Consider the following 12741-nt stretch of genomic DNA (forward strand, 5'->3'; position numbering starts at 1 on the left):
GCTCGGTAGTGGCACTTGGTGGTGCTGGGCCTGCGAGTTGACTGGCTTTTTATTGTTTTTCATATAGATAGCCCCTGAGAGCAGTTCGATGCCATCATGACTGATAGCTCATTAATACCCCAAGGGCTGTACGAGAAACTACCTACACGGTGACTGTCAGAAACCGGGGCTGCTTTTGTAATGCGTTTGAGCTGATAACCGAGTCATGAGAGAAGCTCCATCTTATCAAGGTGCTGGCTCAGCGTGCCTAGTAGACGTTGACTGCTGCGAGAAAGCCGACGCAACTGCATCAACTGATCATTGAGTTGGCGTATCAGGGTAAAGCCTTCTTCTATCGCCAAAATGACTGGTTTTTCCCAGTCATGCGCAGGGGTAAATGTCGATTTATAGTATGAAAACCGACCATTTCGGGGTAGGTAATGGCTAAGAACCTTGTGCTTCCCTGATCCTCTTGGCTGTTCAATGAATTGATTGTAATACCAGTGACATTCCAACTTGAATTGACGAACTCGTGCCCTGCAACCGAAATGACCTGGATAACCAGAGGTCTGTTTACCTCTGTGTGCTCGATTGTGTTGCCAAAAACGGTCGCAAAGTCGATTCGCTAAAAACTCGTAGCGTCTCTGTTCAACCTCTGCCATGCCATGGATGGCGATGAGGTACTCCCCGCACTGCTGTAGTGCCATACGGGTGGCGTTATCCCGATCAGCTTGAGTCGTTTGTTTGCGACTGATTGTTCGCCATGCCTCTGCCATGCGGAAAATCTTCTGGTGTGTCATGCATCCTCCTCTTTCTTGGTGATGACACCCAGATGCTAAACAAGAGGCTGCAAAAACCTGCGCTCTTGATCTGCCCTTTTTGGGTACCTTGAGCGATATTTCAGGTCCCAAGGTAATTATTTTCACCCCAAAAGACCTCTTCAATCCCTTTCCAATACCCTATCTGATGTGGGGCCTAGCAGTTATGAAGTACCAAGTATTTATGTGTCGTTGTTGGGCTGTAGGGCTGGAGCTATCCATAGATCATGTGGGACCTTCAGCAGTATTGCTGCTCTCAATGTGGCACAATTTGCAACCTCTATTATTTTGCGTTGGTAATGGTCTAATCATTCCGTACACCATTTCAGGTGGTACAGTCGTCACCAAGATCAGAAGTGTTCAATGACAAAATAACGCCGCTCATTTACAGGCCAATTCAAACGCTAAGCTGCATCCATGGTGCTTGACCAAGGGGATTCTGGCCCCTAAAGCAAGCCATTCACTGGATGTCACTGAAACCGTGCTCCGTCGCTGGGTCGTGCCACTGCAATCCGAATGCCGTGGCACAACCCCAACCAGTAGAGCGCTGATAGACCGAGTAGGGAAAAGTACCTATCACCTTGGTCTGCTGCGCTTTCTTTTGGCTCTGTCCCAATTACGTGTTGAAAGGCTAATCTTGAAGTAGGCCATCACCTTGAGGTCTACCATCATGGATACCCCAGCCTTTCAACACCTGTTGTCTCTCTTTCCACTGCTTACCCTGCGCCAGCGTCGTGTTGCCCAGCAGGAACTCTCAGCGCCACACGCTATTACCTCCCTGAATACCCAACTCCCTGCATGTAGCGCTTGCCCACATTGTCAGGCCGATGCCACTCAGCTGGCACCTTGGGGCTGGAGTCGGGGACTGCGCCGCTACCGTTGCAAGCTGTGTCTGCGCACCAGCTCCATCCTCACCAAGACGCCTCTGGCCCGGTTGCGTAAAGCACAGTGCTGGGAAGACTACGCGCAAGCCATCATCGAAGGATTGACCGTCCGCAAGGCAGCTCTGCGTTGCGGAGTCAGCAAAAATACCGCTTGCCTCTGGCGTCACCGTTTCTTGCGCGCGATGGCAACCCATCAGGCCACCCGAGAAGAGGGCATCGTTGAGGTAGACGAGACCTTCTTCCTCGAATCGTTCAAGGGGCAACGGGGACTACCACGTCCGCCAAGGCATCGTGGTGGCAAGGGGCGAACCCGAGGAACCGGGCCGGATTACATCCCGGTGATGGTGGTGCAAGACCGGGCAGGCCATCATGCGGATTTTCAGCTGGAGAAAATAAATGCCGAGGCGGCCATCGCGGTCTTGAAGCCGCTGGTGTCACCGGATGCGGTGCTGTGTAGCGATGGTGCGGGTGTGTATGCCTGCTTCAGCAAAGAGCAGGGCGTAACCCATCAGGTAGTGCACAATCGCCAAGGCGAACGGGTGGTCGGTGCATATCACATCCAACACGTGAACGGGTATCACCATCGGTTGAAAGAGTGGATGGAGCGGTTCCATGGCGTGGCGACGCACTACCTGAAGAACTATCTGGGTTGGCGCAGGATGCTGGAGCGTTACGGGAAGGGAGTGAATATCAAAGCGTGTTTGCATGAGGCGCTGGGGCACCCCATGCAACACGTAATTGGGACATAGCCTTTCTTTTCGATGTCCCCACATCCTGTTTTTACGATTATCTGGCACGCAGGTGGACGATTAACCGTGAGCGCATGCAGCTGTGTAGCGAGTTGCGCCACTTGTTCACGCGAGCCGAGGTAGCTGCGCCTTGATGTCGATGATACGGGCGTTGGGGGATCAGATTGGCCGATTCAAAGTCCGTAACCTGATGAAGTAGGTGGGGTTAGCATCCAAGCAGCCGGGCGCATACCGTTATAAAGTTGCACAGTCTGAACGACCATACATCCCCAATCTACTGGGCCCAGAATCTGATGTTTCGCAACCCAATCAGATGTGGTGTGGCGACATCTCTTACGTATGGGCAGTCAGCTGTTGGCATTACCAAGCCGAGGTGCTAAAGCTCCACACTCGACGAGTCGTTGGCTGGGCGATGTCCGGCAGGCCTGATGCTCACTTGGCCGTGAAAGGCGTTGTTGCCAAAATCGCTACAGCTTGAATGGTAATAACTGAGAACGCGGTGATCTGATCACCACCATCCTCTTCAAGTCTGCATCATGGGCACGTTGCTTCACCCCATCACCAACTGGCCTAAATAAAACAAGTCTTTGCTTAACCGTGGTTCATTTACCTTCTGGGTTGATGCCGAGGCTGTAGCCTGTTTTACACTGACCAGACCATCTGTGCCTTCCTGATGCTCAAGGGGATTTTCAACCTCGTGCCGTGGGTGACTGAGGGGATACTCGATTCCCTGTTCGAGTTGATGAATGTGCCATTGTGCACACCGGACCATAGCTGTGCCAGCAAGAGTGCACGCACGGTGACGGAGGCTTATCGATAAGCCCTACCGACCTGCTTATCGACTCGACTGGCCTGAAGGTGTTTGATGAAGGTAAGTGGAAGGTCAGAAAACACGGCGCCGAGAAACGGCAAGTCTGGCGCAAGTTGCATCTGGCGCTAGACCCAGTGACCCATGAGATCGTGGCGGCGGAAGTCTCGCTGGAAAATGTCCATGATGCAGAGGTGCAGCCTACCTTGCTCAACCCTCTGCGGCGCAAGCTGGGACATGTTTATGCGGATGGCGCCTATGACAGCAAAGCTAGCCATCAGCTTATCTCGCGCAAAGGGGCGGCAGCCAGTATCCCGCCTCGAAACAGCGCGGGATTATGGAAAAAGGGACACCCAAGAAATGAGGCCGTGCTGGTGATGCGCAAGGATGGGCTGGCGCACTGGAAGAAGATATCTGGATATCACCGTCGCTCGCTGGCAGAGACGGCAATGTATAGGTTCAAGCAGTTGCTGTCGGGGAAAATCAGTCTGCGAAACTACAATGGCCAAGTGGGAGATGTCATGGCGTATGTCAGCGCCATAAACAAACTGAACACTCTAAATAACTGATCCTAATAGTGCTACACCTTCGCTGTGCCATAGCCATTCCCGGGGAAAGGAGATACGGTATCCATGAAGTGTTTCACTCGAGCCAGCAGGTTGGCCATCCCTCTGCATTGATGATTGCGCGTGATGGTTTCATGCAACTTGTGCCACAGCCGTTCTATGTGATTAACCCAAGGACTGTAAACTGGCTGGAATACCAGGCAGAACTTGGGGTTCTTCTTCAACCATCGCTCGGTCTGTTTGCTTTTGTGAATGATGTAGTTATCGAGGATCAGCGTGATGGTTTTGGCTCGTCGGTAGTGGTGGCGTAGCTTTTCCAGCATGGCGATAAACAAGGATGAGTTTTTCTTTATCCCACTGACGTAAAGCACTCTTCCGTTGCCTGCATGGAGAACGCCTGCATGGAGAACGCCTGCCAGGTAATGTTTGGCGTTCTGTCCCGGTGTGACAACCCGCTTTTGCTGCGCTCTGAACATCCAGTCGGCCCCTAATTTGGGATTGAGGTCTATATCGACTTCATCCTCATAAAACACCGGATTATCGGCATCACAGCGGGCCAGTGCCGCGTCGATATTCGCCATTTTCTCCTGATAGGCTGGGTCTTTTATCCGCAAGGTTGGTACGGGCCTGCGCCAGACAATACCCATACGAGGTAACCATCGGCGGAGCGTGGAGGCTGCCATGTTGAGGCCTGTTAACCGATTGATTTTGATAGCCAATAGTTCGGTACACCAGCGGCTGCGCTGATAACCAAAATCTTGTGGGGAAAACTGCATGAGCAGCACCAATAAGGTGACAATCTTGGCGACAGGTAAGACCGGGGCACGGCCAGCCGGTAAGGCTTCCAAGGCGTCCACGCCTTCATCCCGATACCACCGAAGCCAACGACCGATGGTCGAGCGAGCAGCACCAGTAAGGTGATGAACATCAGTGATCGTGCGTCCTTCATGTAACAGCAAGATGGCCATCAAGCGACGAGCATGCCCTTTATCACGCGTGGCATGGATGATTTTGTGAATGCGGCGCCGTTGTGGTCGTGGCAGGGGTGGTAGGATAGGCATCAACTCAGTCCTTTGGGTGTGGCTTGTTTTGTTTGGCGACTAATCAGATCGCACAAACTGGACTGAGTTCCCTTCCTCCGGTGATCTACTATTCGGAACAGCTATTTAGGACCGCCCGTTAGACAGCCCCGAGGGTTGCGGTTAACTGGGGCTTGGACTGTTTCAGCTTTATTTAGGAAACAACGTCCCTGCTCCAAGTAGAAATACTAATTTACAGAATCGAATTTTATTTCCAGGATTCTTGAGGTTTCGATCTCTTATTATTTTTTATTTATCTTGATTTACTTTTATTTTTTTGATTTTCCTTGATTGAACTCTATTGTGGCTTTTGGTTGTGCAATGGCAAAAGAAGAGTAGGTGAGTGTGATGAGAAGGTTAAGAGTAAAGGATGAGTTTGATGAATCACTTGATGTAGATGATTACTGTTTTCAGCTCGGAGGTCTTAAGTGCTATATTGTTCGGCAAAAAGGCTGGGAGTTCTATGCATGCGAAAACAAGATAAACAAAACTGATGAATTTCTCGATTTTTTTGCAGTGCACAATAGTCGTGGATGGGATGTTGTTGCAGATATAGTGGTTGCCGATACGAAGGAGGAGGCGATCAAGAAAATAAAGAGAATAAATAAAGCGTGTGCTTGGGTTGCTATAATGTGCCTAATAAATATGTTTTCAATAAAATTTAACTCTGTGTCCGTTTACAACTTTGTGATGTTGGGGGTGGCATTTTTATCTTATAAGTTTATATCTATTGTTTTGTCTAGTATGCGTACAGCGTTGCTTAGAGATCTGATATCTACTCAAACTATCGCAGCCTAGATGTTCTTCAGGATTTGGCGTGGTAGCTTCCTTGTGTTGTTGTTGTTGTTGTTGTTGTTGTTGTTGTTGTTGTTGTTGTTGTTGTTGTTGTTGTTGTGAGTGAGCAGTGTGCCATTAACTTATTGTTTTTACTGTTTTTTATCTTTTATTTTTGTTTATTTTTGGTTTTTATCTGCCTCCGAATGCATTGTTCTGGGCCGAGTTGCTTTGGCTGCTCGAACGTGGCCTGGCTATGCCAGCAATAAAAACGGTAGTAGGTGAACATCAATATGAGTCATTCGAGCAGGCACCCTGTTTCAAGGTGGGCCAGATCAGTAAAATCAGAGGGTATAGGGGGGGGGGGCATTCCTCGAGCAAGATTTTATTTGGTCTGGCTCAATATCGTCTTGCAGTTGTTATATCCGCTTGCACTGGCATTTACCCCAGTGGTGCGTGCGGCGGTGGCTTCGTCAAATCAAGAGGCTGTAGTCAATATTACCCAACAATTGCCTGACCTTGGCAGTTTAGCCAATTCCACTGCCAATACCTTTGAAGCCGAAGCGTTTGAAAAGGCCATGGCAACTGTTGCTGTGGAGTCAGGCCAACTTCTTTCCAATTCCAATATCGGTGACCAGGCAAAATCTCGTGCTATTTCGATGGGTGAGTCTGCGGTCAATGGTGCCATTAATTCTTGGATGGGGCAGTTTGGTACTGCAGCTGTTTCATTGAATTCAGCCGGCAAGGGGTCTTTTGATTTTCTGTTGTCCGTGCTGGAAGGCAAGGATTACCTCTTTTATACCCAGCTTGGTGCGCGCGCTGATGAAGAGCGTGCTTTCTTTAATGCGGGTCTGGGCGCGCGTTTCTTTCAGCCTGAGGTCATGTTCGGTGTTAACTCATTTTATGACTATGACCTGACCGGTAATAACCGTCGTCTGGGCCTGGGTGCTGAATTGTGGCGCGATTATTTGAAATTGTCGGCCAACGGTTATGTGCGTCTGAATGATTGGCAGCAATCCAGTCTGGACTCTATGGCGGATTATAACGAGCGTCCGGCCAACGGCTTTGATGTGCGCCTGAAGGCCTATCTGCCTTCCTATCCTCAGTTGGGTGCCAATGCAGCCTTTGAGCAATATTACGGTGACGAGGTTGCGCTGGCGAGTACCAGTGACCGTGCCGTGAATCCTTCAGCGTTCTCCTACGGCCTGGAATACACCCCCTTCTCTTTGCTCACATTTGGTGTCGGTCAGAAGCATTCGGGCTCAACCCATGACACCTCGGTCAGCATGGACCTGAACCTGCGTTTGGGTGTGCCGCTTTCCAAGCAGCTTGATGGTGCCAGTGTTGGTCAGTCACGCACCCTGATGGGCAGCCGTTATGACCTGGTTGAGCGTAACAACACCATCGTGATGGATTATCGCAAGCAGACGCTGGTGACAGTGGCGCTGCATGCCAGTGGTAATCCTGTGGCGGGTGGCGTGATGACGGTGACGCCGACCGTGGTGGCCAAATATGGACTTGACCGGGTGAACTGGGATGCCGCGACCCTGGAGATGGATGGTGGCGCGCTGGAAAGTCAGAGCGATGGCACTTTGCGGGTGACGTTGCCGGTCGTGGCGGCGGGCGTACTGCCTGCGTACACCATTGGTGCGGTTGCGGTAGACAAGAAGGGGAATCGCTCCGAGCGTGCGACCCTGGTTATCCAGATGCTGGATGGCGGCGAAGCGGCTCGCCCGGCGATTACGACATTGGCGGTGAGCAAGCCGACGGCACTGGCGAACGGTGCTGACGAGATTGGTATCACTGTGTTTGTAGCCAACGGTCTGGTGCCGGTGGCGGGCGAAGTCGTCGCTCTTGCGTTCAGTGCCGTGGATGATGCGGCGCGCAGTGGTCATGAGCCGCAGATGCTGACGACGGATGAGAATGGTCAGGTCAGCACGGTGCTGACCAGTACCCGAGCGGCTCACACAGAGGTGACGGCGACCCTGGTTGCACACGATGTGAAGGCGAGCGAGCGTTTTGCATTTGTGGCCGACGAGGGGACGGCGCAGCACGAAGAGCTGGCTGTGGTGCGTGACAACGCGCTAGCCGATGGGGTGAGCGAGAACAGCGTGCAGGCGGTGGTGACCGATGCCAATGGCAACCCGGTTGCGGGCGTGTCGGTGGATTTCGCTGCGAGCAACGATGCGCGGATAGTCAGCCCGGTGTTGACCGACAAGCGCGGTGTGGCGGTTACGACGCTGACCAGCACCCGGGCGGGGCAGAGTGAGGTGACGGCGACGGTAAATGGCTTGAGCCGCAGCGCGATGACGACCTTCGTGGTGGATGCCGGTAGTGCGGTGATTGCTGATGAGGCGACGGACTTCACCGTTGCGACGGGAGCGATTGCTGATGGCAGGGATAGCAACGCGGTGAGTGCGACGATCAAGGATGCAGCAGGCAACCAGGTCGGTGAGGGTGTTGCTGTGACTTTCACGGTGACCAGCGGTGATGCACGCTTTGGCGATATAAGCGGTAAGCAGACGCAGGTGGTGGTAACCAACGACAAGGGTATTGCGGCGACGGCGCTGTTCAGTACGGTCGCGGGTGACAATCTGGTGACGGCTCAAGTGGGCAAGCATGCGCCCACCAAAGCCAAAACCACCAACTTCAAAGTGGATGGTGCCAGCGTCACCATTCTCGATGGCAATCTTGCCGTGAGTAAGGATGGCCGTATTGCTAATGGGCTCGAGCGCAATGAAGTGACCGTTCTGGTAACAACGCCCGCTCGCGAGCCGGTGTCTGGTCAGCTGGTGACCTTTGAGGCGGATAACGGCGCAACCCTGACTGCCGAGATGGCCATCACAGACGAACATGGCATAGCCACCATGACACTGGTCAATACGCGTGCGGGAACCACTCATGTCAGAGCCTCTGTCAGCGGCGGCAACCAGCGTGTTGCGACCACCTTTAGCTCCGATTTTTCTGGTGTGACGGTGGCACTCAGTCAGAGCGGGGGGCCAGCCTATTCTAGTGTTGCGATTGCAGGGATCCACCCGAATGGCACGGATGAATCGACTCCGATAGTGGGTTCTACATGGCGTGCCAGTTTGAGTTGCACTGAGTCCGTATTGCTGGCCGATTGCGATCCAACCCGTTTTGCCTATGCCTGGCAGCTGGTTGTTGCCGGTGAGTCACGGCCTGTCACGGGAGATGATGGTTTATCAAGGTACACGATTGCCGCTGGCGATCAGCATGGCCAATTGGTCGTGGATTTAACCCCAAAAGTTGACAGCGCATCTTGAACGGCCGTGTAACGTTAAAGCATAAGCTGCGTTAGTGGCATCAACACATGCTCCTATGGAGGGGCTAATTATCCCATTTTCAACGCCGTGGTATGGAGATTGAAATGAAATTTAAAGTTAAGAGGTGGGCGTCAGCCTTGATGCTGGCTGGAATATTATCGGGGGTCTCTGGCTCATTGCTTGCGATCTCCTCTACTCCCAGTGCTCCGATCCAGGGCCATGCACCGGTTGCATCCGCACTGGAGTTTGCACCTGCACCAATTGGGACCGAGTCGGTAGCGCTGGAATGGCGATTCAGCGATGGCGATGGTGATGCAGAACAGAGCTCTCGTTATGTCTGGTCCATTGTTGATGACGATGACATATCGACACCGATCTCCGGTGCCGAGAGCGCAACGCTGGCAACAATCCCCGAAGCTGCCATCAATAAGCGCGTGCAGGCGTGTGTCACGCCCAGAACCAATGAAGCAACCACGCTCCCAAGTCAGGGAGTGCCTGCCTGTTTGGCTGCGGTTGTTGCTCCGCCCGTGCCTTTGGCGCGGGATCTGTCGATGACAGTCAAGGAGGCAGATGGTCTCTACACGGTGAACAACACCCTCACCGGTACCTATGCCTATAGCGGGATTGGTAATGATGTGTCCCGTGCCATTTTTGCCCCCCATGGTCAGGCTGAGAGCAAGCTGCTGGCAGGGGGAGGAACATTGACCAGTTCAGGGGTGGTCGCTGATTTCCCGATGACAGGTCTTGCTGGCCGTAAGGTTGAGCTGGCGGTGCAGCCGCTGAGCCACTATGGCGGCAAGGGCAAGATCGTGGTACTGAAATCTGATGAGTATATCTATGATCCAACTTTGCCACCTGTAATTGCCAGTTTTACACCTACACCTACTCATGGTGATCCTAATCTGGCTGCTGTCCCGTATGTGCTGGATCGCGCAGGGGGGGGCGCAGGGGATCAGTCTGAATACAGGACGACAGTAGGGGGGGTGGTAGTTGCTTCTGGCAAAACGATAGGCGGAGCCATTCCTGCGTATACCGTGGCTACGGGTATATATGGTGGTGTCAGACACTACCTGACCCCGGTTAATGGCGCTGGTGTGAAAGGTGCTGAGGTTGATTTGGGGGGGGGCTTTGGGTCTGTTGTGAACGTGGCTGCTGTGCCTGCTATCCGCAATCTTAACGTAACCTGGTCCGGTGCACCGATAGTGTCTCCAGCTGTAGGGACAGTTCTACAAGCAAGCTATATCTATGAACCGAATGGCGGGAGTCCAGCCCAATCAACTAGATATGCTTATCGTATTTATCGGGACGATACTGATGCTCAGAAACAGGCGTGGATTAATCACTACCCCGGGGCTGTGTTTGTGGACCCCGCGGACGCCTCAAAGTACACAATCCCTTCTTTTACCGTTCCTCCTCAATGGGCGGGCGAAGAGCTGGAGTTGCTGGTATTCGGAATGAGTCCATATGGCGTGCCTGCGACCTCAGTGAGTAGTGTTCGGATCCCTCGTATTTCGGGGAGTAAAGAGGTCGTAACCAATCCATCAGCCAAACCCTCGGTCAATACTGCTGCCGTGACTGGTTTTGGTACTATGAGGACTTTTTTGACTTTTGGCGTTGATAATGTGACAGCTCTTGCCAACGGCGGATACCCGGTACAAGAAATTCGCTACTGGTGGGTCGGTAAACAAAGAGCGACAGATAAAGTAACACGATATGGCCCCTATCAGACCTTGCATCAGGCAATAAGTTGGGGCGGCGGCTTCAAGATGGATGATTATATATCGATAGAGCTTCAAGCTCTCAATAATGGCGGCATTTGGGGAGATCTTCAGGTGGTATCTATGGAGTCCCTTGGGCTTGGGCCCGATGGTAATGGTTATTTCTATGATCCGGTAACCACTCCCATTGAACCTGTAAAACCAAGTTTCACACTCAATAACAATGGAATTGAGGGCGCAGGCCTTCGTCCGAAGAAGTTGCTATCTGCCACTTACAGTTTTACTCCGACACTAGGAACCAAAGACCAGACAACTTACAGCTGGAATAGTGCTACAGCAAAAACGATCACTGAGGCTGGTAAAGTGCCGGCTTACGAGATCCTGGAAAGCGATGTGGGCCGTGTCATTGTCTTAAAGACGCAGTATGTGGAAAATGATGGTAATGGCTACTCCGACACCTCTGTGGTTGTCAACACTAGTACCGAAGGTTTCGAAGGCGGTATTGTGCTGGAGGATGAGTCATCAGGTGAATCGGAGTCATTTGATTTGGTACATGGCAAGCTTGGTTATCTCTATCTGCCAGCGCCAAGGGAATCTGAGAATATTTACCACACCTGGGCCACAGCAAGCGCTGGTTGCAGTGCCAAGGGGGCGGGCTGGCGTCTGCCCGGCTCGGCCGAGCTGGTTGCAATCTCTGCGGGTAAGGTCAAGAGACCGGGGAATTGGCCCCAAGACCATCTTTACTGGACCTCGGAAGAGGTGGCCAAACCGGATTACCGTACTGTCTATCTGGAGACAGGAGATATCGTTATCTACGGTGGCGGCTCACCCAATCCTGATGGAATGACCACCCCGGCAGTGTGCGTAAAACCGCAATCCTGAGTGGTGTAATATACGGGATCATGTTAAGTAACTGATATCAACCGGCACAGCTAACCCTGTGCCGGTTTTTTTATGGAGTTAAGAACGGTAGAGCCCTGCCAATCGTGAGGTCACTAAAGGATCTGGTCTCGGTTCTTGATGAGTGCGGACAACACAACGGTCTGGGATAGCGACTGCAGTATTGAATTGTGGTAGCGATGATGGGTGGTCAATCGAGTATGCTTTTTGATTGCTTGCCCTATGCTGTTAATCCGACGGTTTGAGTAAAGTCGTTATCACAGCCAACGCAGTTGCTAGCCGGTATGTTCTCAGGCATGTATCGCAGCCCCATCAACTCACCAACATAATAAAATGCTTTGCCTAATATTAAATAATAATCAGAGCTCGTCGCTATTTACAGCCTCGTTTGAGTTTTTTGTGGGCTTGTGTTGTCGCGGTCTTATATATAGCCTGCTCATCCATTTTTAAATTAATCGTGAAGTACTAACGCTTATTGATTTTGGTGGGTACGCGAACGCACACTTCAGCTGTTAATGCGAGGGAAGGTGAGAAAGATGATGTCCAATGGATTAAACCGTGTTGCACAAGCACTTATCATTTCGTTGTTTCCAATTGCGGCTAATGCAACATATTCAATTATTGCAGTTGACACCAGCCATCATCGTATGGGCGTTGCTCTTGGAAGTTGCCTGGCCAGTAACGGGCAGACTGTGCCAATGACCCTGCTCGATAAAACCAACATGATTGTGCCTGCTCATGGAATATTCCAACATCAAGGTTTGCTTTATCGCAATGAAGCAGTATTAGCCAAAGCTAATCGATTACTGAATGAAGGTAAGGATGCCTCATCAGTTATTACCGCCCTAAAAAATGACGCATCGATCAAGCTCCCTGAGCAACGACAATATGCCGCGATTGCCAAAGATGGGATTGTCACATCATCCGATTTTTACAATGGGAGCAAGCTGTCATCTGTTGCTGAATCTGTCACTGGCAGTGTTGGCTCTATCTCATATGTCATTTCTGGCAATCGTTTGAAGAGTGGCACGCTGACCTTCCTTGAAAATGCATTTACCAGTAGTGAGGGTGGCGTTGAGACCAGATTGATGGCAACCTTCGCTGCAATGGCTGATGAAAAAACTGTCGGTGATGCAGGATGTGCCAGCTACACTGCAGGTACTACCAATGCGTATATAAAAG

7 protein-coding genes and 3 pseudogenes are annotated in these 12741 nt (G+C 51.7%); 8 read left to right on the forward strand and 2 right to left on the reverse strand.

Going from position 1 to position 12741, the window contains the following annotated elements:
• Positions 1-203 precede the first annotated feature (203 nt).
• The gene (gene mobI, locus LG31_RS0112800) at positions 204-779 is read right to left on the reverse strand and encodes a conjugative transfer protein MobI(A/C) (RefSeq protein ID WP_033114861.1); all 576 of its coding nucleotides are present in this window, start codon (positions 777-779) and stop codon (positions 204-206) included.
• Between the two features lie 435 nt (positions 780-1214).
• On the opposite strand from mobI, the pseudogene LG31_RS20995 reads away from it, so the two are divergent.
• The 4 genes and pseudogenes from LG31_RS20995 to LG31_RS0112810 form a co-directional block, all read left to right on the forward strand.
• A pseudogene (locus LG31_RS20995) lies at positions 1215-1347 on the forward strand (IS3 family transposase); the annotation flags it as partial.
• Positions 1348-1467: 120 nt separating this feature from the next.
• A complete protein-coding gene (locus LG31_RS0112805) occupies positions 1468-2430 on the forward strand; it encodes an IS1595 family transposase (protein ID WP_050513460.1) in 963 nt (320 codons plus the stop codon).
• An 8-nt stretch (positions 2431-2438) separates the two neighbouring features.
• A pseudogene (locus tag LG31_RS20490) lies at positions 2439-2884 on the forward strand (transposase family protein); the annotation flags it as partial.
• A gap of 133 nt (positions 2885-3017) precedes the next feature.
• Positions 3018-3807 (forward strand): annotated as a pseudogene (locus tag LG31_RS0112810) (IS5 family transposase).
• An 11-nt stretch (positions 3808-3818) separates the two neighbouring features.
• Here the strand turns inward: LG31_RS0112810 and LG31_RS0112815 are convergent.
• On the reverse strand, positions 3819-4865 hold the full coding sequence (locus LG31_RS0112815; protein WP_033114862.1) for an IS630 family transposase: 1047 nt from the start codon (positions 4863-4865) through the stop codon (positions 3819-3821).
• Positions 4866-5222: 357 nt separating this feature from the next.
• Between LG31_RS0112815 and LG31_RS0112820 the strand changes: the two genes are divergently transcribed.
• The 4 genes from LG31_RS0112820 to LG31_RS20495 all read left to right on the forward strand — a co-directional run.
• Positions 5223-5681 carry a hypothetical protein gene (locus tag LG31_RS0112820; protein ID WP_152598388.1) on the forward strand — a complete coding sequence of 153 codons (459 nt, stop codon included), beginning with the start codon at positions 5223-5225 and terminating at the stop codon, positions 5679-5681.
• Positions 5682-6046: 365 nt separating this feature from the next.
• Complete coding sequence (locus tag LG31_RS20155) at positions 6047-8941, forward strand: inverse autotransporter beta domain-containing protein (RefSeq protein WP_161785984.1); 2895 nt, start codon at positions 6047-6049, stop codon at positions 8939-8941.
• Between the two features lie 104 nt (positions 8942-9045).
• On the forward strand, positions 9046-11541 hold the full coding sequence (locus LG31_RS0112840; protein ID WP_152598390.1) for a hypothetical protein: 2496 nt from the start codon (positions 9046-9048) through the stop codon (positions 11539-11541).
• Between the two features lie 554 nt (positions 11542-12095).
• Positions 12096-12741: DUF1028 domain-containing protein (locus tag LG31_RS20495; protein ID WP_161785985.1), on the forward strand; the 646-nt coding region annotated here is incomplete at its 3' end.

It is taken from the genome of Aeromonas lacus, from assembly GCF_000764665.1.
Taxonomy (GTDB): domain Bacteria; phylum Pseudomonadota; class Gammaproteobacteria; order Enterobacterales; family Aeromonadaceae; genus Aeromonas; species Aeromonas lacus.

Coding starts and splice junctions, on each gene's coding strand:
- mobI (WP_033114861.1), bottom strand. CDS start 779: ATGACACACCAGAAGATTTTCCGCATGGCAGAGGCATGGCGAACAATC.
- LG31_RS0112805 (WP_050513460.1), top strand. CDS start 1,468: ATGGATACCCCAGCCTTTCAACACCTGTTGTCTCTCTTTCCACTGCTT.
- LG31_RS0112815 (WP_033114862.1), bottom strand. CDS start 4,865: ATGCCTATCCTACCACCCCTGCCACGACCACAACGGCGCCGCATTCAC.
- LG31_RS0112840 (WP_152598390.1), top strand. CDS start 9,046: ATGAAATTTAAAGTTAAGAGGTGGGCGTCAGCCTTGATGCTGGCTGGA.